General features: G+C 70.4%; 20 protein-coding genes and 1 tRNA gene. 11 read left to right on the top strand and 10 right to left on the bottom strand.

Annotation, left to right across the window (positions count from 1 at the left end; translation table 11 throughout):
* The first annotated feature begins 25 nt into the window (after positions 1–25).
* Together AB0L65_RS57565 and AB0L65_RS57570 are read left to right on the top strand one after the other, a co-directional pair.
* Positions 26–98 (top strand) — tRNA-Ala (locus tag AB0L65_RS57565).
* 343 nt (positions 99–441) lie between these two features.
* Complete coding sequence (locus AB0L65_RS57570; protein WP_364265229.1) at positions 442–1,224, top strand: glycerophosphodiester phosphodiesterase family protein; 783 nt, start codon at positions 442–444, stop codon at positions 1,222–1,224.
* Between the two features lie 82 nt (positions 1,225–1,306).
* Here AB0L65_RS57570 and AB0L65_RS57575 read toward each other — a convergent pair whose 3' ends face one another.
* From AB0L65_RS57575 to AB0L65_RS57595, 5 genes are all read right to left on the bottom strand, one after another.
* The gene (locus AB0L65_RS57575) at positions 1,307–2,593 is read right to left on the bottom strand and encodes an HEXXH motif domain-containing protein (protein WP_364265231.1); all 1,287 of its coding nucleotides are present in this window, start codon (positions 2,591–2,593) and stop codon (positions 1,307–1,309) included.
* Positions 2,590–3,786 (bottom strand): FxsB family cyclophane-forming radical SAM/SPASM peptide maturase, encoded by a 1,197-nt coding sequence (locus tag AB0L65_RS57580; RefSeq protein ID WP_364265233.1) that lies wholly within the window; start codon positions 3,784–3,786, stop codon positions 2,590–2,592. Before AB0L65_RS57580 ends, AB0L65_RS57575 begins: the two co-directional genes overlap by 4 nt.
* Positions 3,787–3,835: 49 nt before the next feature.
* Complete coding sequence (locus AB0L65_RS57585; protein ID WP_364265235.1) at positions 3,836–5,485, bottom strand: hypothetical protein; 1,650 nt, start codon at positions 5,483–5,485, stop codon at positions 3,836–3,838.
* Positions 5,482–6,369: an SIR2 family protein gene (locus tag AB0L65_RS57590; protein WP_364265237.1), complete on the bottom strand. Its 888-nt coding sequence runs from the start codon at positions 6,367–6,369 to the stop codon at positions 5,482–5,484. Before AB0L65_RS57590 ends, AB0L65_RS57585 begins: the two co-directional genes overlap by 4 nt.
* Before the next feature lie 146 nt (positions 6,370–6,515).
* Entirely contained in the window at positions 6,516–6,683 is a 168-nt protein-coding gene (locus AB0L65_RS57595; RefSeq protein ID WP_185078173.1) for a hypothetical protein, read from the bottom strand.
* 110 nt (positions 6,684–6,793) lie between these two features.
* Between AB0L65_RS57595 and fxsT the strand changes: the two genes are divergently transcribed.
* Complete coding sequence (fxsT, locus tag AB0L65_RS57600; protein ID WP_364265239.1) at positions 6,794–9,349, top strand: FxSxx-COOH system tetratricopeptide repeat protein; 2,556 nt, start codon at positions 6,794–6,796, stop codon at positions 9,347–9,349.
* On the opposite strand, the gene AB0L65_RS57605 is transcribed toward fxsT, so the two are convergent.
* Positions 9,346–9,996 (bottom strand): 4'-phosphopantetheinyl transferase superfamily protein, encoded by a 651-nt coding sequence (locus AB0L65_RS57605; protein WP_364265241.1) that lies wholly within the window; start codon positions 9,994–9,996, stop codon positions 9,346–9,348. The two genes, fxsT and AB0L65_RS57605, sit on opposite strands and share 4 nt — an antisense overlap.
* Before the next feature lie 17 nt (positions 9,997–10,013).
* Positions 10,014–10,976 carry a YafY family protein gene (locus AB0L65_RS57610; protein ID WP_364265243.1) on the bottom strand — a complete coding sequence of 321 codons (963 nt, stop codon included), beginning with the start codon at positions 10,974–10,976 and terminating at the stop codon, positions 10,014–10,016.
* A gap of 63 nt (positions 10,977–11,039) precedes the next feature.
* Here AB0L65_RS57610 and AB0L65_RS57615 point away from each other — a divergent pair, with 63 nt between their 5' ends.
* The gene (locus AB0L65_RS57615; RefSeq protein WP_364265245.1) at positions 11,040–12,203 is read left to right on the top strand and encodes an epoxide hydrolase family protein; all 1,164 of its coding nucleotides are present in this window, start codon (positions 11,040–11,042) and stop codon (positions 12,201–12,203) included.
* Between the two features lie 42 nt (positions 12,204–12,245).
* Here AB0L65_RS57615 and AB0L65_RS57620 read toward each other — a convergent pair whose 3' ends face one another.
* Together AB0L65_RS57620 and AB0L65_RS57625 are read right to left on the bottom strand one after the other, a co-directional pair.
* Complete coding sequence (locus AB0L65_RS57620; protein WP_364265247.1) at positions 12,246–16,016, bottom strand: S8 family serine peptidase; 3,771 nt, start codon at positions 16,014–16,016, stop codon at positions 12,246–12,248.
* Positions 16,017–16,140: 124 nt separating this feature from the next.
* Positions 16,141–17,430: a PHB depolymerase family esterase gene (locus AB0L65_RS57625; protein WP_364265249.1), complete on the bottom strand. Its 1,290-nt coding sequence runs from the start codon at positions 17,428–17,430 to the stop codon at positions 16,141–16,143.
* 272 nt (positions 17,431–17,702) lie between these two features.
* On the opposite strand from AB0L65_RS57625, the gene AB0L65_RS57630 reads away from it, so the two are divergent.
* The 7 genes from AB0L65_RS57630 to AB0L65_RS57660 are packed head-to-tail and all read left to right on the top strand — an operon-like array spanning position 17,703 to position 24,716.
* Positions 17,703–18,638 (top strand): GNAT family N-acetyltransferase, encoded by a 936-nt coding sequence (locus AB0L65_RS57630; protein WP_364265251.1) that lies wholly within the window; start codon positions 17,703–17,705, stop codon positions 18,636–18,638.
* Positions 18,635–19,345, top strand: coding sequence for a PIG-L family deacetylase (locus AB0L65_RS57635; RefSeq protein WP_364265253.1), 711 nt, complete (start codon positions 18,635–18,637; stop codon positions 19,343–19,345). The genes AB0L65_RS57630 and AB0L65_RS57635 overlap by 4 nt, the downstream gene beginning before the upstream one ends.
* Positions 19,342–20,949, top strand: coding sequence for an ABC transporter substrate-binding protein (locus tag AB0L65_RS57640; protein ID WP_364265255.1), 1,608 nt, complete (start codon positions 19,342–19,344; stop codon positions 20,947–20,949). The genes AB0L65_RS57635 and AB0L65_RS57640 overlap by 4 nt, the downstream gene beginning before the upstream one ends.
* Entirely contained in the window at positions 20,946–21,926 is a 981-nt protein-coding gene (locus AB0L65_RS57645; protein ID WP_355204964.1) for an ABC transporter permease, read from the top strand. The genes AB0L65_RS57640 and AB0L65_RS57645 overlap by 4 nt, the downstream gene beginning before the upstream one ends.
* Positions 21,923–22,747 (top strand): ABC transporter permease, encoded by an 825-nt coding sequence (locus AB0L65_RS57650; RefSeq protein ID WP_364265257.1) that lies wholly within the window; start codon positions 21,923–21,925, stop codon positions 22,745–22,747. The genes AB0L65_RS57645 and AB0L65_RS57650 overlap by 4 nt, the downstream gene beginning before the upstream one ends.
* Entirely contained in the window at positions 22,744–23,724 is a 981-nt protein-coding gene (locus tag AB0L65_RS57655; RefSeq protein ID WP_364265259.1) for an ABC transporter ATP-binding protein, read from the top strand. Before AB0L65_RS57650 ends, AB0L65_RS57655 begins: the two co-directional genes overlap by 4 nt.
* Positions 23,721–24,716 (top strand): ABC transporter ATP-binding protein, encoded by a 996-nt coding sequence (locus AB0L65_RS57660; RefSeq protein ID WP_364265261.1) that lies wholly within the window; start codon positions 23,721–23,723, stop codon positions 24,714–24,716. Before AB0L65_RS57655 ends, AB0L65_RS57660 begins: the two co-directional genes overlap by 4 nt.
* A 49-nt stretch (positions 24,717–24,765) precedes the next feature.
* Here the strand turns inward: AB0L65_RS57660 and AB0L65_RS57665 are convergent, their stop codons facing one another.
* Positions 24,766–25,743 carry a YafY family protein gene (locus AB0L65_RS57665; protein ID WP_364265263.1) on the bottom strand — a complete coding sequence of 326 codons (978 nt, stop codon included), beginning with the start codon at positions 25,741–25,743 and terminating at the stop codon, positions 24,766–24,768.
* Positions 25,744–25,745 lie beyond the last annotated feature (2 nt).

Below are 25,745 nucleotides of genomic sequence, written 5' to 3' on the forward strand. Positions count from 1 at the left end.
ACGGGTGGACTCGGAGCGGTGACCAGGGGCTATAGCGCAGTTGGTAGCGCGCCTCCATGGCATGGAGGAGGTCTGGGGTTCGAATCCCCATAGCTCCACAAGCGGATTCGATCAGCGGCGGTGTCCTTCGGGGCATCGCCGTTTTTGCGCGTTTGGGGCAAGGCCCGTGCTGGGAGTGGACACCGCAAACGATCATGGTGCCGTACTATGGCCGCGGGCCTGGCGGCCGTCGTCTGGGTGATGGGCCGGTCCCGGCGGCGCGGACAGACCCGCAGGGCCGCTGCCGCCGCGTATCGCGCGCTCCTCGTCGGTGCCTCGCCTGGCCGCGCGAACGCCGGTCACGCCGTCGCGGGCGACCGACCCGACGCCTGCACCCGTCTCCTGCGGACCTTCCTGACCGAACGGTAGTGTGCGGGAAAACATGATCGAAAGGTATGAACCTTGGCAGCCTCCCTCGTCGCTTTAGCGCTCGCCTCGCTGCTCACCGCTCCGTCCTCCGCCCTGCCCGCGTGCCCGCTGATCTTCGGGCACGGCGGCTACCCCACGGGCGCCAACGCCTGGGAGCGGGACCAGGTGCGTCAGCCCAACAACCCCACGGCCATCCACCGCTACCAGTCCTGGGGCGCGTCAGGCGTCGAGGCCGACCTGCAGCTCACCAAGGACGGCACCAAGGCCGTCATGTGGCACAACACCTCTACCTGGGGCCTGACGGGCACGAAGAAGAACATCACCGACATCTGGTGGGCGGCGGGTGACACCGCGCTCAAGGGCCGGACCATCAACCGCGGCATCTTCCAGGGCGAGACCGTCTACACCTTCCGCGAGTGGCTGGCCGAGATGAAGAGCGCCGGCATGATCGGGCTGGTCGAGATCAAGCCGGAGGCCCGGCAGTCGCTGCTCAACTCCGACGCCGCGATCAAGGCGCGGGCCTGGGCCGAGGTGCTCGACCCGGTCAAGGAGCGCTACCAGTCGCAGGAGATCATCCTGTACTCCCACAACAGCGAGATCGCCGCCGAGCTCAGGAGCCGGGTGAGCGCCGCGGGCATGACCAAGGTGCTGAGCGGCGGGCCCATCTGGCCGGAGGTCACCAAGTGGGAGGAGCCGCCTCCCTCGTGGACGCTGAACGAGAGCGCGTGGCAAGGGGCGCTCGATCGTGGCGCCAAGCGGGTGGCCACCGACTACACGGCCCAGTTCAACGCGTGGCTGAAGGGGAAGTGCCAATGACGCGGTGACGGGTCCGGTCTTCGGCGTCCGGTGGCTGATCGGTTTGGGTCGCCGTTACGGGCGTGCCAGCGGTCCGGGCCGATCAGTTGAGGGCGCCGTTGCGGGCCTGCCAGCGGGTCCGGTGGCGTTCGGCGGCGCCCTCGGCCAGGGCCGTCGCCGCAATGGGCACCGGCTCGGCGGCCCAGGAGTCGAGCCGGCTCTCCATCCGGTCCACGAAGGTCACCCCGTGCTCCGTCAGCCGGCCGCTGCTCAGGAGGGTGCGGGTGACCAGGTGGGCCGCCGCCCGCCAGCGGGCGAACTCGGCGCTCGCGCGGATCTCGTCCTCGCCCGACTCGTGCTGCCGCTGCCGCCGCCAGAAGTCCGTCACGCCCAGGTACGCGTACGCGCCCTGGAGCAGCCCGCCGGCGGGCCTGGGGTCCTCGCGCCAGGGCGCGTAGTAGCGGGAGCCGTCGTCGGGCTCGGTCAGCGGCACGATGTCGAGCAGGGCCGAGAGCTTGGCGTGCTGGGCCTCGTGGGTGAGGGTCTCCGCCAGCGTGCGGGGGTCCGGCGGGTCGGAGAGGGCGATGCAGCCGTAGGCGTCGCGCGAGGAGGCGCTGGACGAGCCCGTCGAGGGGGCGGTCAGCGGCGTGAGGACCGTGATGCCGGCCGACACCTCCTCGGCGATCGGCTCGTGGTGGCTCACCAGGAGCTGCCAGGATTCGTCCAGGAGGCGCTGCCAGCGGGCCGCCTCCGCGTCCGTGAGCCGACCGTGCAGGTCGGTCGCCCCCGGCAGCCGGTGCGGGTCCAGATCGTCGATGAGCACGTTCAGGCGCCTGCCCCGGGACTCGGCGGAGAGGGCGCGCAGCCGCTGCCAGCCAGGGGCGTCGTCGCGGATCTCGACCACCAGGTCGCCCGCGCTCACCTCCGCGCCCTCCGGCCAGCAGTGCACGGTCGCCATGGTCACGCCGCCGGGGAAGGCGACCTGCCCCAGCGACGGCAGCATGGCCCGGCCGGCGAAGACCGGAACGTCCACCTCGCACGTCGTACGGGCGTGGATGGCCGCCGCCGCGGCCAGGGCGGCCAGTTGCTCAGGCGCGCGCCGGGAACGGATCGCGTCGCGGGCCCAGGCGCCCACCGACGGGTGCTGCAGGACCCGGCCGACCGCCTCCGGATGGCTCGTCTGGAGCGTGGCGAGCAGGTCGTAGGCGCGGCGCGTCCGCGCCCAGGAGGTGTGGCCCAGCTCGCGGGCCACGTCCAGGACACCTCTGATGAGCAGCAGGTGCTTGCTGTACTGGGCGGCCTTGAGCCGCCGCACGGCGCCGCCGCCTCCGCCGCCGTTGGCGAGGGCGTCGAAGGCGTCCGCCGGGATCCGGTGGTCAGTGAGGTTCATCGGGGATCCTTAGTACGGCGACGGACGTCGGCCTGCACGGTCCGGCCGACGTGCTTGATCAGGCGCAGCAGGTCGGCGCAGTAGACCGAGGGATTGTGGAAGCCGTTGCCCGCTCTGTAGCGGTGGGCGAACAGGCCGCCACCGCAGATCATGCCCACCTCGCACGCGGCGCACTCCGGCGCGGGGTCGAGGCGGGCGATCTGGCGGGCGGCGGTGAAGGGCAGGAGCAGGAGGTCGTCGAAGGAGTCGCGGGTCACGTGCAGCCCGGTGCTCCCGGCGCCCTCGAACGCCGACTTGAGCAGGTCGGACTGCTCGATCTCGCCGTCGGTCTCGATCACGATCATGGCCGCGGGCGAGAGACCGATCTGCTCGGTGGCCGACTCCCCGCCGAGGAGCAGGTGGATGATCTCGTCGAACAGCCGGACGCGGGTGCCGTGGGACGGGGTGGCGTACCACTGGTCGAAGACGGTCGCCAGCCAGGTCGCGTACGGGGTGTCCGGCGAGCCGGGGACCCTGCCGGGCGGCGGCTCGGACCAGTTGCCGTGGGGGAGCAGGAAGTCGATCAGCGGCGGGTCGAAGCCCAGGAGGGCGGTGTAGGTGCCCAGGGGGTCGTTGCGGAGATCGACCGTGCACAGCAGCCCGTGGAACAGGTGACGGAAGTCCTCGGACGTGAGGAGCTCCAGCGCGGCGGCCACCCGGTGGTAGCTGCCGCGGCCGTCGGCGGTGCGGCGGGAGCGGTCGTGGTCGGCCTGCCCGCCGTCGAGGCTGACCCCGACGCCGATCTCCAGCTCGTCGAAGAGCCGCAGGAAGCGCGCGTCGAGGAGCGTCGCGTTGGTCTGCACGCTGACGTCCACGCGGACCGGCACGGCGGACCTGACGACGCCCACGAGGTCGCGGATCTCGTCGTGGCCGGCCAGGAGCGGCTCACCGCCGTGCAGGATCACGTCGACGCTGTCGAGATCGTGCGCCTTGGCGTGTTCGGCGATCCTGCCCGCGGTGGCCTCGACCGTTTCCCGAGACATACGTTTTGGGCGAAATCTCCAGCTTTGATCCGCCATTTCGTACATGTAGCAATATGTGCATGACAAATCACATCTGCTATGTACTTTCAGGATGAACTGCCGGAACGGCGTCGGCCGCCAGCCGCGGACCAGCAGCGCGTCGACGTCCAATGTCGCTGGCCACTCTGACACCGCGGATCAGCCTCCACATTGAGACTTGCGAGGTGCCCAGCATATGACGTCATTCTGATAGTCGAAGCATCTCGTTGGCCCTGTCGAGCGCCTCGTCGGTGAGCAGGGGAAAGATGCCGTGAACCACGGCCGCGGCGGCTCGGGGAGTGCCCGAACGGTGAAATGCCTCCGCTAGTGCCATTTGTGCAGATATGTCATTCGGTGCGAGGGTCACTGCCGCGTTGATCTGCTCGATCGCTTTGGTGAGATCCCCGTGGGCCAGGTGCCAGCGGCCGTCGATGGTGAGCGCGCGGGCGACCCCGTCGAAGCGTCCGCGCTCGGCGTACAGGCTCACCGCCTCCTCGCAGTAGCGGCGTACCTGCTTGACGTCGCCCTGGGCGAGCGCCGCGTCGGCGTGGATCTCGGCGACCTCGGCCCGCACCCAGGAGTCGTCGGGCTCGGCCGCGTGCCTGGCCTCGTCGGCGAGCCGGGCGGCGAGCGGCCAGTTGCGCTGGGCCCGCGCCGTGCGGGCCGCCTCCAGGTACGTCGCGGGCGAGCCGCGGTGCGAGACCGGGCCGATGAGCCGGTCGTGGGCCAGCTCGTACCAGCGGCTGCCCATGCGGTGCTCGCCGCGCAGGATGTGCCGGTCATCGAGGGCGCGGGCCACGGCGTTGGGCATGCCCATGGTCTGCTCGATGCCCTCGTAGGCGATGTTGCGGGTGCCGTGGTCGGTGATGAACGTGCGGCGCAGCCAGAGCAGCAGCTCCCCGACGGGGACGTCGAACTCGCGCGCCACCTCCCCGACCGCGCGCTTGAAGAAGTCGAACAGGAACTCCTCCACCACCGCGTAGACGCGCACGTGCTCCTCGCCGATCTCCGTCACCTCGTCGGGCAGCGAGTCCCACAGCGCGGAGCAGACCACCTGGAGCTGGACCGGCTCCACCAGATCCAGCTCGACGGTGGACGGGTTGCCCCACGCGTCCTTGACGGTGGCCGAGCGCAGCTCGCCGACGAGGAGCCGGGTGGCGGCGCTCGTGATGGTCCTGGACGTGCGGTCCAGCGGCCGCTCCACCGCCTGCCTCGCCGCCTCGGGGGAGAGCGGCTGCAGGTGGAAGCGGGCCCGCGAGCCCTGGCCGAACGGGCGCTCGTAGGGCAGGACGAGGAACAGGTACTCCTCGCGGAGCGAGAGCAGGAGGTGCAGGCCGGGGTGGTCGCGCATGGCCCGTACGAGCTGGTCGACGAGCTCCTTGCGGTCGCGCTGGCGGGCCAGGTCGCTGTGGAACAGGGTCTCCGCCTGGTCGATGGCGGCCAGGACGGGCAGCGGGTCGCCGTACTCGTCCTCGCGCCCGGGACGCTCGGTCAGGAAGCGCGTGATGGTCAGGCTCGCCAGCGAGCCGGGCGAGGCGTCCGGCGCCCAGGCCGACAGCAGCGCCATGACGTACGGGTTGCCGCCCGCGATCGGGAGCGGGGTGTGCGGCGAGATCCTGGCGACGGGCAGCACGTCGGCCCGCTCCTGGTCGATCCTGGGCAGCACGCCCGCGTTGAGCAGCGAGGTCTTGCCCACGCCGGAAGCGCCGTAGAGCACGGTCAGCCCGGCCGCCCGCCAGAGCGTGGCGATCTCCCGCGACTCCTGCTCCCTTCCGTGGAACAGGTCGCTGTCGGCACGGCCGAAGGGGCGCAGCCCGACGAACGGCCGGCCGGCGGGATCGGTCACGGTCATAGCGGCGTCCTCGCATTCCAGTCGAGCAGTTCCTTGAAGAACGCGGACGTGGTGCCGACGTAGATCGAGATCTTCAGGTCGGCGTAATAGCTCTTCAGGTATTCGCCGGCCAGATTCTCGGCGTCGGTCAGCGACGTGTTCAGCTCCGGCAGGAGTTGCACGCTGATATGCCGGCGCTGCCGGGTGGAGGGAATGGATTTGATCAGCCCGTGGAAGAGCACCCGGAAGTTCCAGTCCTGGAGGCTGTAGCCGAGGAAGAGCAGCGGGCTCGAGGTCATGGCGTCGAGCACCGGATCGGGAATCGGGAGGAGCTGGCGGCCGTTCGCGTCGTCGACGTCGCGCAGATTGAGGAGATACTGCACGTAATCGTTCTCGGTCAGCACGATGGAGGAGGGGTCGTCCCAGTTCCCGTGCAGATGATAGATCAGCGGATGGTCCGGATCGGGGTCGGGCACGACGGCCCGCTTCGTCGGCTCCCACCACGTCGACCTGCACACATTCGGGGTCCGCGGACCTTTGCGGCAGTGCTGTAAAGCCTGGAGCATGAAGTCGTCGTAGTTGGTGGTGAGAAAAGTCTTGATCGGGAACTCGGCCAGCACCGTGTGCGGGTCGAGCGGATCGGTGGCGCCCGCCGCGCGCTGTTTCAGGTATGCGCAGACTTCCACTTTGAGATCAGTGGGATCGTTATGCACGTGAGCCGCGTACTGCATCACGTGCGCGAGATTTCCGTGGTCGGCGAACGGAAAGCCGTACTCCTTCGAGAAGTGTTTGCTGAGCTCCTTGCCGGTCGGAAGTCGCCCATAGCAGGCGCCCGCCCCGAGAAGCGGGGTACAGTCGCCTCTGCGGAGCTGTCTGACCAATCGCACCCAGTCCGCTTCGTTCACGCGCCACCCCACCGGCAGGACCATTCTTGTGCTGAGGAGTATATGACCCGGGACGGATGGAAATATGTGAATGTTTTCGGGCTGGCCTAAATGTGGGGGAAGTGCCGGCCCGCAGGTCAGGCGTGGCGGCCGACCCGCGGGCTGGCTCAGATGGAAGACTGGAATTTGGCCACGGGCGTCACGCCGGTCTCGTCGAGAAGGCGGTCTATGGCGTCCTTCAACCGGGAGTCGTCGATGTCTTTGAGCTCCTCCAGGGTGCGCCCGCTGACATCAATGAGCCCACCGCCGTACCCCTGCACTGCTTCCTTGTTCATCGCTCTCCCTGGACCTGATGGATCTAGCGGATCCTATCTATCTCTGGCTTCAATATGCTGTCTATGCTTGTCTCAGCTGACGTGACGACCGGCCGACTCGAGGCGATATCGTGACAAATTCGCACTCGCAACACGATTCCGGCCATGCGCCGTCCGTATGGGGCAAAGTCCCCCAGCGGAACAAGAACTTCACGGGTCGGGACGACCTCATCGAGAAGCTGCGTACAGGGCTCCAGTCCAAGGTCACTGCCGTCCTCCCCCAGGCACAGGACCAGTCTCAACCCGCGCCGCACGCTCTGCAAGGACTCGGCGGCGTGGGCAAGTCGCAGCTCGCGATCGAGTACGCCCACCGCTTCCGGCACGCCTATGACCTGGTGTGGTGGGTGCCGTCGGCGCAGACGATGCTGGTGAAGTCGTCGCTGGCCGGGTTGGCCAGGGAGTTGCATCTCAAGGTCGGTCCCCACAGCGTCGAGGACGCGGCCGAGGCGGCGCTGGACGCGCTGCGGCGCGGCGACCCGTACCGGAACTGGCTGTTGATCTTCGACAACGCCGAGACCCTGGACATCAACGACATCGTCCCGCGCGGCCCCGGCCACGTGCTGATCACCTCCCGCAACCACAGCTGGCAGGGCGTGGTCGACACCCTGCCCGTGGACGTGTTCGAGCGCGAGGAGAGCGTCGCGTTCCTGGTCAAGCGGGTGGGGCGGGCGATCGACCATGAGCAGGCCGACCGGCTGGCCGAGGCCCTCGGCGACCTGCCGCTGGCCCTGGAGCAGGCGGGCGCGCTGCAGGCCGAGTCGGGGATGTCGACCGATGAGTATCTGCGGCTGCTGAAGAGGCAGACGACCCGGCTCCTGGGCGCCAACAAGCCGTCCGACTACCCGCTGTCGATGACGGCGGCCTGGGCCACCTCGGTGTCGCAGCTCAAGGCCAGGCTGCCCGACGCGGTCGAGCTGCTGCGCTGCTTCGCGTTCTTCGGGCCCGAGCCGATCCCGCGCGACCTGCTGGACGAGCTGCCCGAGGCGTATGCGGCCGGGTCCAAGATCGCCGGCCTGCTGGCCGACCCGATCCAGCTCAGCCAGGTCATCCGGGAGCTGGGCAGGTACGCCCTGGTGCGGATCGACTCGGAGAGCCGTACGGTCCAGGTGCACCGGCTGGTCCAGGCGCTGCTGCGTGACGAGCTCGACGGCGGCGAGGCCGACGCCTTCCGCCGCGAGGTCCACCTCCTGCTGTCGGCCTCGGTGGCCGACTACGAGCCGGACGACACCACGGCCTGGCCCCGCTACGCCAACCTCCTCGGCCACATCACCACGGCCGACGTCAAGGGCAGCCGCGACCCCAACGTCCGCAAGTTCGCCCTCAACATCATCCGCTACGTCTACACCTCGGGCGACTTCGCGTCGGCCCGCGAGCTGGTGCAGGAGTTCCTGGAGGCCTGGCGGGAGGACGGCGGCGAGGACGACCGCCACGTGCTCACCGCCCAGCGCCACTACGCGATCATCATCCGCGAGCTGGGCAGCATCGACGAGTCGTTCGAGCTGAACAAGGCCCTCATGGAACGGATGCGGCGGGTGCTCGGCGAGGGCGACGAGGAGACCCTGCTGCTCACCAACAGCCACGGCGCCGACCTGCGCAACCGCGGCGAGTTCGCGGAGGCGCGGGAGCACGACCAGGAATCGCTGAGCCGGCACGAGGCGGTCTTCGGCCGCTCGCACCGCCGCACCCTGCGCGCCATGAACAACCTCGCCCTCGACCACCTGCTGCTCGGCGACTACCAGGAGGCGCAGTCCCTGCACGCGCGCGTGCTCAAGCTGCAGCGGCAGGCCGGGTCGGGCGCGAGCCGCGCCAACGTGCTCTCCTCGATGAACAACCTCGCCCGCGTCGTACGTCTCCAGGGCCGCTACCGCGAGGCCTGCGACCTCGGCCAGGACGCCTACGACTTCGGTCTCCAGGAGCTGGGCCAGGAGCACCCCTGGACGCTGCGCTGCGCGAAGGACCTGTCGATCGCCAAACGCCGGGCGGGCCTCATCGAAGAGGCGCTCGAACTCGCCGACCGCACCTTCGAGGTGCAGAAACGCGGCACCAGCATCGACCACCCCGACACCCTGGCCGCCGCCCTCTGCCTGGCCAACGCCCAGCGGGCGGCCGACCAGGTGGACGACTCGCTGCGGTTGCTGCGGGACATCGTCTCCAGGTTCGCCAGCATGTACGGCGACGATCACCCGTTCAAGTACGGCTGCGACAGCAACTTCGCCCTGCTGCTGCGGGTGAGCGGCAGCAAGGAGCAGGCCCGGGAGATCGACGAGGCGGCGCTGGCCGGGTTCGACCGGCGGCTGACGCGCAAGCACTACTTCTCCCTGACCTGCGCCATCAACCTCGCCAGTGACCTGGCCGAGGTGGGGCTGCACGCGGAGGCGCGGGTGCTCGGGGAGCAGACCCTGCTGGACCTGCGGGCCCTGTTCGGCGACGACCACCCGGTGACGCTGGCCGCCGGGGCCAACCTCGTCGTCGACCTGCTCGCCACGGGGGCCACGGAGGAGGCGGCGGCGCTGCGCGAGGACGTGCTGGATCGCTACGACCGGGTGCTCGGCGCCAACCATCCCGACGTGCTGGTGTCCCGCCGGGGCAACCGCCTCGACTTCGACTTCGACCCACCTGTCCTCTAGCCGCGAACCGGGACCGCGATCGCCGTCACGATCAGGCCGCCGCTCACCAGCCAGCGGCCCTCGAAGCGGGTCGGCCAGCCCGGGCCGTGGACCGCGATCTCGGCGGCGAAGGTCCCGGACGCGGCCGGCGGGTGCGGGGAAGCGGTGAAGGTGACTGTGGCGTCCAGGAAGCCGAGCCACTGGCCCGTCAGCGGGTGCCACGCCTTGTAGATCGCTTCCTTGGCGCTGAACAGCAGGCGGCCCGGGTCCGGGATGTCCAGGAGGTCCAGGGCGGCGGCTTCCGCAGGGGTCGCGGTTCGTTCCAGGACGCCGCGGGGCATCGGGAGGTGGGGTTCGGCGTCGATGCCGATCGACAGGGCGCCGTGCGCCACCGCCGCCGCCCGGTAGCCCGCGCAGTGCGTGATGCTGCCCGCGACCCCGGGCGGCCAGGCGGGGGCGCCGCGGTCGCCGCGGAGGACGGGGCGGGGGGCCACGCCGAGTCGCCGTAGCGCCAGGTGGGCGCAGTGGCGGGACGTACGGAACTCGCGCCGTCTCTTGTCCGCCGAATCCGAAACGAGGGCCTCCTCCTCCGGGAAGAGCGTGATGTCCGGCGGGTCGCCGAAGAGCTCGGCGGTGGCGACCCACGAGGGCAGGATCTCATCGAGCATGGTGAACGCATTATCGTTCACGGTCTCGGCCGGGTCGCCCGGGCGAAGCGATCGGTGAGGGCGCGGATGCGGCCGAGGAGTTCGGGCGGGTCGAGGACTTCGAAGTCGAACCCGGTGAGTCCGACATAGAGGGCGATCTCGTCGAGCGAGTCGGATCCCGTGTGCAGCAGGCAGGTGTGCTGGTCGATCGCCTCTATCCGGCCCGCCGTGGGTGACATGCCGGCGGCCGCCCGCTCGGCGGAGGTGTGGAGCAGGATCCGGGCCTGATGGCGGTACGGAGCCGACGCGACGGACTCGGAGACGTAACCCGCGACATCCTCGGCCGGAGCCGGGCGCGGGGTGAACCGCGGGCCGGAGGACGGCCGGCTCTCGATGCGGTCGACCCGGAAGGTCCGCCAGTCCTCGCGGCCGGTGTCCCAGGCCACGAGATACCAGCGGCGGGGGGTGTGCACGAGCCGATGGGGCTCGACGACGCGGGTGCTCGCCGTCTCGTCGCGGCTGCGGTAGGCGAAGCGCAGGCGCTCGTGATCGCGGCAGGCGGCGGCGATCGTGGTCAGAGTCTCCGGGTCCACCGTCGGCCCGGTGCCGGGCAGGGACACGGTGGCCGATTGCAGCGCCTCGACCCGGCGGCGCAGCCTGGACGGCAGCACCTGTTCGAGCTTGAGCAGCGCGCGTACCGACGTCTCCTCGATCCCCGCGACGGTGCCGACCGCGGCGCCACGGAGTCCGACGGCGACCGCCACGGCCTCCTCGTCGTCGAGCAGCAGCGGCGGAAGGGCCGCACCGGCGCCGAGGCGGTAGCCGCCCGCCGTGCCCGACGTGGATCCCACCGGATAGCCGAGGCTGCGCAGCTTGTCGATGTCGCGCCGGACGGTTCGCACGTCGACGTCCAGGCGTTCGGCGAGGTCGGCGCCGGACCAGTCGCGTCGCAGCTGAAGCAGCGACAGGAGCCGGAGCAGGCGCGCTGAGGTCTCCAACACAGTTCTCAGTCTGACGCCCCTTGAGGACAGTAGTCGTCCGCAAGATAAATTAACGTCTGGCCCATGCACACCGAAAGCACCGAAGGCACCGAAATCCGGCCGTTCCGCATCGATATCCCGCAGGCCGACCTGGACGTCCTGCGGGACCGGCTGGCGCGTACCCGCTGGCCGGACGAGCTGCCCGGCGTCGGCTGGACCTACGGCGTCCCCGTCGGCTACCTGAAAGGGCTGGCCGAGTACTGGCGGACCTCCTACGACTGGCGCGAGCACGAGAAGAGGCTCAACGACTTCCCGCAGTTCACCACCACGATCGACGGACAGAACATTCACTTCCTGCACGTCCGCTCGCCCGAGCCGGACGCGTTGCCGCTGATCATCACCCACGGGTGGCCGGGCTCGATCGTGGAGTTCATGGACGTGATCGGGCCGCTCACCGATCCCCGTGCCCATGGCGGCGACCCGGCCGACGCGTTCCACGTCATCGCCCCGTCCATCCCCGGTTTCGGCTTCTCCGGGCCGACGCGCGAGACAGGATGGGACATGTCCCGGATCGCCCGTGCCTGGGCGGAGCTGATGAGCCGGCTCGGCTATCAGCGGTACGGCGCCCAAGGCGGCGACACCGGCTCCGTGGTCTCTCCGGAGCTGGCCCGCATCGACTCCGAGCATGTCGTGGGCGTCCACGTCAACGGCAGCCTCGGATTCCCCACCGGGGATCCGGCGGAGCTGGCCGCCCTGAGCGAAGCCGAGCAGGAGCGGCTCGCCCGCCTGCAGCGGCAGATGGAGGAGGGCGCCGGGTACGCGATCATCCAGTCGACCCGTCCGCAGACACTGGGATTCGGGCTCGCTGACTCACCGGTCGGGCAGCTCGCCTGGATCGTCGAGAAGTTCAAGGAGTGGACCGATCCGGCCGCCGAGCTCCCCGAGGACGCCGTCGATCGCGACCTGCTGCTCACCAACGTCAGCGTCTACTGGCTGACCGGTACGGCCACCTCGTCCGCGCGCCTCTACAAGGAGGGCAGGGCCGCCTGGGGGCAGCCGGCGAAGCGGTCCGAGGTGCCCGCCGGGGTGGCGGTGTTCCCCGGCGACTTCGGAGTCCGCTCCATCGCCGAGCGTGACAACAACGTCGTCCACTGGTCGGAGTTCGAGCGCGGCGGCCACTTCGCGGCGATGGAGGTCCCCCAGCTCCTGGTCGGGGACGTGCGGACGTTCTTCCGTGGCCTCCGGTGACCGCCGTGGCGGCACGGCTGTCACCGGAGAGCCCGATCGGTGTTATCTGAGGGCGTAGGCCCGGTTGACGGTCTGGGTGGTCGAGCCGCCCGCCGTGTCCGACGCCGTGACCCGCAGGGACACGAACCCGCTGGTCTGCGCCAGGGCGGGATGCGCCAGCTCCACGCGGAACCGCCCGTCGCCGTGTTTCCTGACGCGCGTCGCGGCCCGCCAGGTGGCCCCGTCGTCGACCGAGAACTCGACCGTGACCTGGTTGACGGCGGGCGCCCGGCGTACGGCCGAGTGCGCGCCGGCGCGCAGGTCGAACGCGAACGGCGCCCCGGCCGGGGCCCGGTTCAGCAGGTCGAGGGGCAGGTCGTAGGTGACCTGGACGGCCGGCTGGAACGCGCACCCCGCCCCGAACGAGCACACGTACCCCCGGGGCGCCCCCGAGGACGGCGGCGGGGAGGAGGCGAAGCGCGCGGTGGTCGTGACCTTGCCGGACAGGGTGCGTCCCGAGGTGTCCACCGCCTCCACCCGGTAGGCCCCGGGGGCCCCGGTGAAGAATCGGGGGCGCCAGCCCTGCGGGGACAGCTCCTGATCGGCCGCGAACAGCCGGGGCGCCGAGGTGACCGGGCTCAGTTCGCTGTAGTGACGGGGATCGGAGTCGCGCCACTGCTCGAAAGGTACGAACCGGTCGGAGTCCCGGCACAGCGCGCACGGCACCTTGACCGGGTACCCCGACGGCACGTCCGCGGCGCCGGGCACCAGCGGCGCCTTGAACCACTGCTCGGAGACCCGCCGGTCGTCACCGGCGAACCGGTCGTCGGAGTGCAGGACCAGCCCGTCGTTCGTGATCGTGCGGGACCACACCACGTCGTCGGACACGGGCCCGAAGTACTCGGTCCGGGTGAGCGGCATCCGCAGCGACCCGCCGTACGCCATCCGCCCCGGCTCCTCGCCGGCGGTCGACTCGCCGTACTCCCAGCCACTGGTATCCGGTTTGTCGGCGTGGTAGGCGGCGTCGATCCGTACCAGCCGCCCCATGTCGACCTTGACGGGCCGCGCGGGCACCCGGCCGCGCGAGTCGAAGCGGAGGTGGTAGGTCGCGCCCGGCCCCGCGTACGGTTCGAGCCGCAGCGACACCGGCCCCTTGGCCAGGGCGGACCGCAGCGAACGTCCCTCGGCGGCGTCCAGCCCCAGCCGCAGGGACCAGCCCTGCGGCACGCGGGCCCGCCCGCCGTCCACGTCGAGGAAGCCGATGACGCCCGCCGCGCCGCGCAGGGAGGCCTCGCGGCCGGCGTCGTCCATCTGGACGCTCGCGTTGACGTAGCCGCTCTCGACGGGGATGCCGACGAGCGCGATCTTGCCGGAGACGTCCACACCCGAGAAGTCCTCCGGCCGCCCCCTTCCGACCGAGACGACGGGGTAGGACGTGACGGAGGTCAGCCTGCGCATGGCCTCCACGTCGTACGCGGGATGCAGGGCCAGCCCGCCCGCCGTGGCCGAGGTGAGCACGGGGGGCTCCAGGTTCCACTGGTGCGACAGCCGCACCTTGCCCGCCTTCACCGAGGACACCGGCGTGACGAACAGCTGCTGCCCGCCGCCCTGGACCCCGCCGTACAGCGAGACCGGCTGGTTGCGGTCGGTGAACGTGCGCACGTAGTACGCGTTCCCGCCCCCGTCCAGCGCCTTCGGCGTGCTCGGCCGGATCGGCGCCGTCTTGCGCGCGTCCAGGGTGACGGTCCGGTCCCCGTCGAGATGGACGTTCTCGATCACCCAGCTCGTACGGTTGCTGATCCGGGTCTCGTTGGCGACGCCGATCACCTCGTAGTCCCCGGCGGGCAGGGAGAACTCGCCGTTGCCCGAATAGTCGGTACGCAGGTAGTAGTACCCGTACGGGTTGAACGGGTCCTCCGGGCTGTTCGCCCGCTTCAACGGGATCGCGTACACCAGGGGCTCGGCCTGGTACCCCGGGAAGAACTCCTTGGTCCCGTACGAGTTGACCAGTGACACCCCCAGCCGGTGCGTGGCGGGACCCGTGTAGTAGCTGAACGGCGTCACCAGCCGCACGTCGCCGCCGCTCGCCGTCACCCAGCCCCCGTAAGCGCCGATCGGGCCGGCCGACGGGTCGGCGGTGAGGGAGACGGCGGCGGTGCCGTTCGCGGGCACGGTGACGCTCTGCGCGCCCAGCTTGACCGCCTTGTCCGGCGCGGGCCTGCCGCTCCAGCCGCGGGTGACGAGCGAGACGGCCAGCGTGACGGGCGCGGAGCCGAGGTTGCGGTACGTGACCTGCCTGGTGGCAGGCTTGCCGAGGAGCCGGAAGTCCACCACGGAGGTGGCGAACACGCTCTGGGTGACGGCGCGGGCCACGTCCACCCGGCCGCTGCCCTGCTCGAACCAGTTGTGCCCGTCGTTGCGCACGGCCGTCGAGGTCAGCGCGTCGCGCAGCTCGGCGGCCCGCCAGCCGGGATGCTGCTGGGCCAGGATCGCGGCGGCTCCGGCGACGTGCGGGGTGGCCATGGAGGTGCCGCTGAAGGTCGTGTACCTGTCGTCGCCCGGGATGCCGGGCAGCGAGGAGTCGGCCGAGCGCGCGGCGACGATGTCCACGCCGGGGGCGACGATGTTCGGCTTGACGGCGGCGTCGTCCAGCCGCGGCCCCTTGCTGGAGAAGTCGGCCAGGGTGGTGCCGGTCTCCTTGTCCACCGCGCCCACGGCCAGCGCCTCGTCGGCCGCGGCCGGGACGCTCACGGTGAGCGGGTCCTCCTCGTTCCCGGCGGCCGTCACGAAGAGCGTGCCGTACTTCTTCGTGAGCTCGTTCAGCGCCTGGCTCATCGGATCGGTGCCGTTGCCGCAGCAGGAGCCCAGGCTCATGTTGACCACGTCGGCGCCCTGCGCGGCGGCCCACTCCATGCCGGAGATGGCCCACGACCAGTCGCCCTGGCCGTTGTCCGCGAGGATCTTGCCGACCAGCAGGGACGCGGCCGGTGCCACGCCCTTGTACGTCGGGCCGGCGCCCGCGATCGTCGAGGCGACGTGCGTGCCGTGTCCGACCCTGTCGGCGATGCCGGCGGAGTCGGAGAAGTTCTCGCTCGCGAGAATCCGTCCCGCGAAGTCGGGGTGGGCGGCGTCGATCCCGGTGTCGAGGACGGCGACCTTGACCCCCTTGCCGTCGAACCCGCGCTCCCACCCGGCCGGCGCGCCGATGAGGGGCACGCTCTTGTCGAGCGAGGCCCGCGTCTTGCGGTCCAGCCAGATCTTGGAGATCGCGCCGCCGGTCAGTTTGGCGCCGGTGTTGAGCCCGGCCCAGAAGTCGTCGGCCCGGTCGGCGCGTACCGTGAGCGCGGCGCCGTTGACGCTGTCGAGCACCCGCACGTTCTCGCCGGCCGTCAGCGACCGGGCGGATCTGGCGAGCGTGGCGGGGGCGGGGTCGCCCGGGTAGGTGACGAGCAGCGGGATCGCCTCGACGCGCCGGTCCCGCGCCAGCGTCTCGACGTCGAACAGCTCCTCGTCCAGCGTTCCGGCGGCGACCATGGGGGCCGCGTCGGAGGGCAGGACCAGATATCCGCCGTCCTTGCCGGGCAGCGTGGCGAACGTGACGTCCGCGCCGTCGGGCCTGGGCGCCGGCCTGATGGCGATGGAGGGGACGCCGCCCTGCGACGGCGCGTACTCGACGACGTCGCCGGTGATGAGGGTGAGGGTGATCCGGGCCGGCTGGGTCTCAGCGGGCTCGGTGGCCGCGGCTGCCGCCTGGTGGAGCGGCGCGAGTCCGGCGGCGAGCACGAGCGCCGAGCCCGATAACACCGCCGATAACCGCGTGTGAAATTTGGACAAGTTATGCCCTTTCGGTTGAGCGAGAGCACTTTCGGGAGCGCTCCCAAATTCTCCGAGAAGGGCCAGTATCCATCAGATGATCACACCGGGCTCAGGAGGGTCCGAGCCCGGTGTGATCGAGCGGTCAGGTGCAGGTGGCGCCGTTGAGGGTGAAGGCGGACGGCTTGGACGTGTTCCCCGTGTGGGTGGCCTGGAAGCCGAACGAGGCGGACGCGCCCGGGGCGACCGTGCCGTTGTAGCTGACGTTCCTGGCCGTGACCTGGCCGCTCGCGGGCGAGATCGTGGCGTTCCACGCGGAGGTGACGCTCTGGCCCGCGGGGAGCGTGAAGATCAGCGCCCAGGAGGTGAGCTGGCTGGTGCCGGTGTTGGTGAGCGTGACCGCGGCCGTGAAGCCGGTGTTCCAGGTGTTCATCGTGTACGTGACCCGGCACGCCCCGGTACCGGGCGTCGGGGTCGGGGTCGGTGTCGGCGTCGGCGTGGGCCCGCCGCCGCCCTGGTCAAGGCCGAAGAACGCGATCGCGGCGGCGGCCATCCCGCTCATCGGGACGTTGTGGCCGACTCCCTGGAGGCTGATCGCCTCGACGGGGGCCGTCGTGCCGGTGCCGCCGTACCTGGTCCTGTTCCAGCCGGACTGCGGCTGGTCGGTGCTGCTGGGCGTCTGGCTCAGGCCGTGGACGTTGGTCCACTGCTTGATCTCCTCCTGGAAGTTCGGGTACTGCAGCGTGGTGTCCGCGGTGCCGTGCCACACCTGCATGCGCGGGCGGGGGCCGCTGTAGCCGGGGTACGCGCCGCGTACGAGGTCGCCCCACTGCTGCGGCGTCTTGCTGACCTGGCCGTTGGCGCAGGCGCTGTTCCACATCGACCCGTCCGTGGTGGCGAAGCAGGCGAACGGCACCCCGGCGAACGCGGCGCCGGCCTTGAAGACGTCGGGGTAGTCGCCCAGCAGCACGTTCGTCATCATGGCGCCGGACGAAGCCCCCGTGACGAAGGTGCGGTCGGGGTCGGTGCTGTAGCGCTGCTGCACGTACCTGACCATCGAGATGATGCCCACCGGGTCGCTGCCGCCGTCGTGCCGCAGCGCCTGCGGCGAGGAGACGTCGAAGCAGGAGCCGCTCCTGGTCGCGGACGGGTAGATCACGATGAACTTGTACCGGTCGGCCAGCGAGGCGAACTCCGTGCCGGAGTAGAAGGCCGGACCCGATCCCGTGCAGTAGTGCACGGCGACCAGGAGAGGTGGTCGGGTCCCGACGCCGTCCGGGACGTACAGGTGCATGCGCAGGTTTGTCGGGTTAGTGCCGAAGCCGGTCACCTCCGTCAGCTGTGCCGACGAGGCCGGTGGCGCGGTGATCAGCCCCGCGACGATGAGCGTCACGGCGGCGATCAAGGCACCCACGATCCGAGCTCTCACGTTCATCGGGTTCCTCTCGTTCGCCTGAAACATTGCGAGTGTGAAGAGAAACTTTCGCCAACGCAATCGTTGCTGGTGGTGACCCGTCAGGGTAGCTGGGTGACCTGCGGCTAAGGATGAGGCCGGGTTGGCCGGGCGTGAAAGTTTCGGGCGGGCATGGCGCAAAAGAAATTTTCTAAACATGCGCCGAGGAGGAAAATAAATTCCCGAATCGTCTTGACCTTGCCCGTTGACCATGGGAAAGCTGGGACCGGAGAGCCAAAGGTGAAAGGACCCCGATGGTCACAGTCCGCGCCTTCGCGTCCGGTGACGAGGTCTCCCTGGTGGACGCCTGGAACCGCAGCATGCCGGCCGATCCCGCCACCTCCGCCTGGTTCCGCGACTGCGTGTTGCTCGACCCCAACTTCGACCCCGAGGGCCTGCGCGTGGCCGTCGCCGACGGACGGGTGGTGGGCTGCGCGTACGGCGTGCGCCGCCTGACCCCCCTGGCCCCGGGCACCGACCTGGAGCCGGACACCGGGTGGATCCCGTTCTTCTTCGTCGCCCCCGAGCATCGCGGCGGCGGGCTCGGGAGGCGGCTGATGGGCGAGGCGCTGGCGTTCTTGGAGCGGGCCGGCCGGACGAAGGTCGATTTTTCGTCCTATACGCCGAACTATGTGCTCCCCGGGGCGGACGCCGAGCTCTACCCCGACGGCTACCGGCTCCTGAACGGGCTCGGCTTCCGGACCCTGTACTCGCCGGTCGCCATGGACCGGACGCTCGTCGGCTACGTGACCCCCGACGAGGTACGCGAGCTGCGCGCCGAGCGCGAGAGCGAGGGGTACGCCTTCCGCAGCCCCACCGACGGCGAGTTGCCCGAGCTGATCCGCTTCGCGGCCGACGCCTTCAACCCCGACTGGGGCGAGGCGATCCGCCTGCACCGCGACTCCCGACGCATGGTCATCGCGAAAAAAGATCAAATAGTGGGATTCGCTCTGTACGCGGCCTACCGCGGCATCCCCGAACGCTTCGGCCCGTTCGGCGTCGACCCCGAGCAGCGCGGCACCGGCCTCGGCAAGATCCTCCTCCATCTCACCATGACCATGATGCGCGCCGAAGGGCTCCACTCGTCGTGGTTCCTCTGGACCGGCGAGGCGAGCCCGGCCGGCCGCCTCTACACCAAGGCCGGCTACCGGATCACCCGGCGCTTCCACGTGATGAGGCGGTCGGCATGACCCACGTCCTGGCCATCGGCGCGCATGCGGGCGATCTGGACCTGACGGCGGGCGCCGTGCTCGCCCAGCACGTCCTGCGCGGCGACCGGGCCACACTCCTCCACCTCACCCTCGGCGAACGCGGCCACCCCCGCATGCCCGTCCCCGACTACGCCAGGCAGAAGCGCGAGGAAGCCGAGACGTTCGCCGAGCGGATCGGCGCGGGCGTGCGCTTCCTCGACTACGAGGACGGCCTGCTGCCCGAGGACGAAGAGGTCAAGCTGCGCGTCGGCGACCTGATCAGGGAGCTGCGCCCGGACGTCATCCTGACCCATTGGAGCGCGTCCATCCACAAAGATCACGCTCGTACGCACCGGATCGTCGAGGACGCCCGCTTCTACGGCGGGCTCAAGACGCTCGAACGCGAGCACCCGGCCTACTGGGCGGGCGAGCTCTACTACGCCGACAACTGGGAGGACGCCGAGGGGTTCGTCCCCGACGTGTTCGTCGAGCTGACGGAGGAGGCGTACGAGCTCTGGTCACAGGCGATCACCGGATACGCCTACGCCAGAGGCGAGACCTACGGCTTCCCGTACGTCGAGTACTACCGCGCGCTGACGATCGTGCGCGGCGCACCAGCCGGATTCGGCCGCGCCCAGGCCTTCGCCGCACCGAAGGGCTCGCGCGACCTCCGGACGAAGTATTTCGGAAAGGCCACCCCCCAATGAAACGCTGTCTGGCAGTACTCCTCGCCCTGGCTCTCGCAGGCTGTTCGAGCAGCGGCGGTCCCACCGGCAAGAACAGCACGAGCGCGCCCCCGCTGGTGATCCACGCCGTGGACGCGGGGACGTTCCAGGAGGACTTCAACCCGTACCACCTCGAAGGCGTGAACTTCGGCACGAGCGGGATGATCTACGAGACCCTCATGTACTTCAACAAGCTCAAGCCGGGAGAGATCGTCCCGTGGCTGGCGCTGAAGTACGAATGGTCGGACAAGGGCAAGTCGCTCACGTTCACGCTCCGCCCGGGGGTGAAGTGGACCGACGGGCAGCCGTTCACCGCCGACGACGTGGCCTTCACCTTCCAGATGCTGAAGGACCACGCGCAGCTCAACACGTCCGCGCTGGAGATCAAGGACGCGCAGGCGCTGGCTCCGGACAAGGTGCGCGTCGACTTCAAGACCACCTCGTACGCCAAGCTCTACAACATCGCCGGCGGCTCGCCCATCGTGCCCAAGCACCTGTGGGACAAGCAGCAGGACCCGGCGACGTTCACCAACGCCAAGCCGGTCGGCACCGGGCCGTACAAGCTGTCGAAGTTCTCGGCGCAGCTCTACGAGATGGAGAAGAACCCGTCCTACTGGCAGCCGGGCAAGCCGGAGGTGCCGCTGCTGCGCTTCCCGGCGTACACGGCCAATGCCCTGCAGACGGCGCTCCAGCAGGGTGAGGTGGACTGGGCGGGCGCGTTCGTGCCGGACATCCAGAAGATCTTCGTGCAGGGCAAGCCGGAGCAGAACAAGTTCTTCTTCCCGCCGGAGGGCCTGGTCTCGCTGCTGCCGAACCTGACCAACCCGGTCCTGGCCAAGCCGGAGGTACGGCAGGCCATGAGCCTCGCCATCGACCGGGACAAGATCGTCAGGGTGGCCGAGCGCGGCTACACCAAGGTCGCCCACCCGACCGGCGTGCCGATGCCGGGTGGCGAGGCGTACGTGCCGCCGCAGTACAAGGACGCCGCGTTCCAGGTGGACGTGGCCAAGGCCAAGGAACTGCTCAAGGGGGTGAACCCGGCCGACCTGAAGTTCACGCTGCTGGTGCCGTCGCCGTTCACCGACTGGGTGAACGCGGCCCAGCTCATCAGGGAGGACCTGGCCAAGGTCGGCATCACGGTCGAGACCAGGGGCGTGGCCTTCCAGGACTGGGTGTCGAAGGTCGGCAAGGGCGACTACGACCTGTCGATCAGGGGCGCCGAGGCCGGCCCGACCCCGTACTTCCAGATGCGCTTCATGCTCTTCGGCGGCCTGGCCAAGCCCGTCGGCGAGGCCGCGAGCGGCAACTACGAGCGGTGGAAGGACGCCGAGACCGACCGGCTGATCGAGGAGTACGCCGCCACCGACGACCTGGCCGAGCAGCAGAAGGCCACGCAGGGGCTGGGCCGGATCATGGTGGAGAAGCTGCCCCAGCTGCCGCTGTTCTACAGCCCGGGGTGGGCGCAGTTCCGGACCACCAAGTACGTCGGCTGGCCGTCGGAGCAGGATCCGTACGCGATGCCGTCGCCGTACGCCTCGCCCGACGCCGCGGTCGTGCTGCTGCACCTGAAGCCGGCCGTCAAGTGAGGTTCCTGGCCCGGCGGCTCGGCTTCTACCTGCTGACCGCCTGGGCCGCCGTCACGCTCAACTTCCTGATCCCCCGGCTCATGCCGGGGGACCCGGTGGAGCTGCTGGTGGCCCGGATGAAAGGCAACGTCGACCCGGCCGCCATCGACGCGATGCGGCGGGCGTTCGGCATCAGCGACGCGAACCTGTGGCAGCAGTATCTGGACTACCTGGGCAATCTCGCACAAGGGGAGCTGGGCCGCTCGATCACCTTCTTTCCCGCCGAAGTGTCCACGGTCATCGCCGGCAGCCTGCCGTGGACGGTCGGGCTCGTCGGGGTCGCCACCCTGATCAGCTACCTGATGGGCACCTCGCTGGGCGTGCTGATGGCGTGGAAGCGGGGCACCTGGCTCGACGGGGTGCTGCCGGCGGCCACGTTCATGCACGCGGTGCCGTACTTCTGGGTGGCGCTGGCGCTGGTGTTCGTCTTCGGGGTGACGCTGCAGTGGTTCCCCGTGTCGAGGGCGTACGGGCTGGACGTGATGCCCGGCTTCACGGGCGAGTTCGCCGGCAGCGTGGTCTACCACGCGGCGCTGCCCGCGGTGACGATCGTGGTCGCGTCGATGGCCGACCGGATCCTCGGCATGCGCAACGTCATGGTGACCACGCTCGGCGAGGACTACGTGGTGATGGCCGAGGCCAAGGGGCTGACCTCCAGGAGGGTCATGTGGGCCTACGCCGCCCGCAACGCGATCCTGCCGAACATCACCAGCTTCGCCCTGTCGCTCGGCTTCGTGGTGGGCGGCTCGGTGCTGACCGAGATCGTCTTCTCCTATCCCGGGATCGGGTCGATGCTCCTCAAAGGGGTGGAGAACGAGGACTTCCCGCTCATGCAGGGCATCTTCCTCGTCATCTCGCTGGCCGTGCTCGTCGCCAACTTCCTGGCCGACCTGGCGTACGTGGTGCTCGACCCGCGTACCAGGCAGGAGTCCGAATGAAGATCAAGATCGGCATCGGCATCCTCGTCTTCTTCACGCTGATGGCCGTGCTCGGGCCGCTGCTCATCGGCGCCGACCCGGCCGCGACCGGCGACGACGGGCTCCAGGGCCCGTCGGCCGCGCACTGGCTCGGCACCACGCAGACCGGGCAGGACATCCTCACCCAGATCGTGTACGGCGCCCGCGTCTCGATGGGCGTCGGCCTGCTGTCGGCGGTCATCGCCAACGTGATCGCGGTCGCGGTCGGCCTGGTCGGCGGCTATTTCGGCGGCGCGGTGGACGAGGTGCTGTCCGTGCTCACCAACATCTTCCTGGTGCTGCCCGCCCTGCCGCTGATCATCGTGCTGGCCGGCTACCTGCCGCAGCGCGGGGTCGCCTCGGTGGCCGTGGTGATCGCGGTCACCGGCTGGGCCTGGGGCGCGCGGGTGCTGCGGGCGCAGACCCTGTCCGTACGGCGGCGCGACTTCGTCCAGGCCGCGCGGGCGAGCGGCGAGGGGGCCCTCCGGATCGTCTTCTTCGAGATCCTGCCCGTGCTGCTGCCCGTCATCGCCACCAGCTTCCTGGCCACCGTGGTCGCGGCGATCCTGGCCGAGGCCGGGCTGTCGTTCCTCGGCCTGGCCGACCTGTCCACCGTGAGCTGGGGCAGCATGCTCTATTTCGCGCAGAACGGCCAGGCGCTGCTCATCGGGGCCTGGTGGTGGTTCATCCCGCCCGGCCTGTGCATCGCGCTCATCGGCACCGGGCTCGCGCTGGTGAACTTCGGCATCGACGAGATCGCCAACCCCCGGTTGCGAACGGTCAAGGTGAAGGCCCGCACATGAACGTCCTGGAGATCCGCGACCTGAGCGTCGACTACCTGTCCGGCAGCGGCACCGTGCACGCCGTCGCCGACGTCTCCCTCGACCTGCGCCGCGGCGAGGTGCTGGGCCTGGCGGGGGAGAGCGGCAGCGGCAAGTCCACGCTGGCCAACGCCGTCGCCCGGCTGCTGCGGCCGCCCGCCGCGATCACCTCGGGCTCGGTCGTCTACCGCCGCCAGGACGGCTCGTCCGTGGACGTGCTCGGGCTCGGGAAAGGCGAGCTCAGGGCCTTCCGCTGGAAGGAGCTGGCCGTCGTCTTCCAGAGCGCCATGAACGCCCTCAATCCGGTCAGCACCGTCGGTGCCCAGATCGACGACGTCCTGCGCGTCCACGTTCCGGGGATGTCGCGCGGCGACCGTACGGAACGGGCGGTCGAGCTGCTGCGGCGCGTCGGCATCAGCGCCGACAGGCGGCGCTCCTACCCGCACGAGCTGTCCGGCGGCATGCGGCAGCGCGCCGCCATCGCCATCGCGCTCGCGCTCAACCCCGAGATCATCATCATGGACGAGCCGACGACCGCGCTCGACGTGGTGGTCCAGCGCGACATCCTCCACGAGATCAGGGAGCTCAGGCAGGAGTACGGCTTCGCGGTCGTGTTCATCACGCACGATCTGTCGCTGCTCATGGAGATCTCCGACCGGATCGCCATCATGTACGCGGGCCGGGTCGTGGAGACCGGGGCCGCCAGGGCCATCCACAAGTCGCCGCGGCACCCGTACACGCTGGGGCTGCTCCGCTCGTTCCCGCGCCTGCACGGGCCGCGCGAGGAGCTGCTGGGCATCCCCGGCAGCCCGCCCGACCTGAGGTCGCCGCCACCGGGATGCGCGTTCCACCCGCGGTGCGGGGTGGCGGTGGCGGCGTGCTCGTCGGTCCTGCCCGAGCTCGAAGGCGACGTCGCGTGCCTGCTGAACGGCGGCCGCGGTCTGGAGGACGCGTCATGATCGTCCTGGAGGGACGGAACCTCACCAAGCACTTCACCGCGGCCCGCGGTCCCCGAGGCCGCTTCGGCAGGCGGCCGCCGGTGCGGGCCGTCGAGGACGTGTCGATCGCGCTGCGGGCCGGGACGGTGTCGGCGCTGGTGGGGGAGAGCGGCTGCGGCAAGAGCACGGTGGCGCGGCTGCTGGCGCAGGTCTATCCGGCCACGTCGGGCGAGGTGCTGCTGCGCGGCGAGCCGGTACGCGCCCACCGCGGGGCGGCGTTCAGGGACTTCCGGCGGCAGGTGCAGCTCATCTTCCAGGACCCGTTCGCCTCCCTGAACCCCTTCCACCGGGTGCGTTACCACCTGGCCAGGCCGCTGCGCATCCACGGACACGTCCGCTCGGACACGGAGGAACGCGCACAGGTCGCCGAGCTGCTCGAACGCGTCAGCCTCACGCCGGTCGAGCAGTTCATGGACAAGCTGCCGCACGAGCTGTCCGGCGGGCAGCGGCAGCGGGTGGCCATCGCGCGGGCGCTGGCGGTGCGGCCCGTCGCGCTGATCGCCGACGAGCCCGTCTCGATGCTGGACGTGTCGATCAGGCTCGGGGTGCTGCGGCTGCTGGAAGGGCTGGCGAGGGAGAGCGGGCTGGCGCTCCTGTACATCACGCACGACATCGCCGGCGCCCGCTACTTCGCCGAGGACATCACGGTCATGTACGCGGGGCGGCTGATCGAGAGCGGGCCGAGCGAGGAGCTCACGCAGGCGGCGCGGCACCCGTACACGCGGCTGCTGCTGGAGTCGGCGCCGGACCCCGACCGGGTGGCGGCGCCGGAGGTCACGCGGCACGGCGAGCCGCCGAGCCTGATCGATCCGCCGGGCGGGTGCCGGTTCCATCCGCGCTGCCCGGTGGCGCTGCCGGTGTGCTCGGAGGAGGCGCCCGCGCGTACCGCGCTGGTGGACGGCCACTGGACGCACTGCTGGCAGGTGGAATCGGCGGCTCAGGCGGGGAGATAGGCGCGGCGGCTCAGGCGGCGGGGAGCGACGGCTCATGTGGGGCGGCGGCTCAGGCGGGGCGGTAGCGGGCGGCGAGCTCGGCGGCGGTGGTGGCCATGCGGTCGCGCAGCTCGGCGGGGGCGAGCACCTCGGCGTCCGTGCCCAGCCGCAGGAACTCGGCGAGCGCGTGCTCGATCGACTCGATCGGCACCGTGACCCGCGTCCAGCCCTCCTCGTCGGGCGGCTGCGCGCTCTCCCTGGCCGCCGCCACCACGCCGGGGGTCATGAGGTCCGGCACGCGTTCGACGCCGCGCGGCGACAGCCGGAGCACCGCCTCGCCCCGCCGCAGCCGGGCCTCGAACTCGGCCAGGTACCCCTGCCAGTAAGCCGCCAAGTCGAAGCCGTCCGGCCTGGTGAAGCCCTCGGGGAGCGGGTGCAGGTCGAGGATCTGCGAGACGCGGTAGGTGCGCACGTCCTCGCCCGCCCGCGCGACGAGATACCACCGCCCGGCCTTGACGACCAGCCCGTACGGGTCCAGCCGCCGCTCCACCTCCTGGGGCGCCTTCCAGCGGCGGTATCTGACCTGGATGCGGCGCTCGTTCCAGACGGCGTCGGCCACGGCGGGCAGATAGGTCACCGGATCCTGGTCGCGGTACCAGGTGGGCGCGTCGAGATGGAAGCGTTCCTGGATGCGCCCGGCGCGGTCGCGCAGCTCCACGGGCAGCGCCGCCATGAGCTTGAGCTGCGCGGCGGTGACCACCGCGCCCAGCCCCAGCTCCGCCGCCGGACCCGGCAGGCCGGCCAGGAACAGCGACTCGGCCTCGTCGGTCGTCAGCCCGGTGAGCCGGGTGCGATAGCCGTCGAGCAGCTGGTAGCCGCCCTTCGGGCCCGCGTCGCCGTACAGGGGGATGCCGGCGGAGTGGAGGGACTCGACGTCGCGGTAGATGGTGCGCACCGAGACCTCCAGCCGCTCGGCCAGATCCTGCGCGGTCATCCGGCCGCGCGTCTGCAGGAGCAGGAGGATCGAGACGAGGCGGGAAGCACGCACAT

Source organism: Nonomuraea sp. NPDC052116 (assembly GCF_040680035.1).
In the GTDB taxonomy this organism is placed as follows: domain Bacteria; phylum Actinomycetota; class Actinomycetes; order Streptosporangiales; family Streptosporangiaceae; genus Nonomuraea; species Nonomuraea angiospora_A.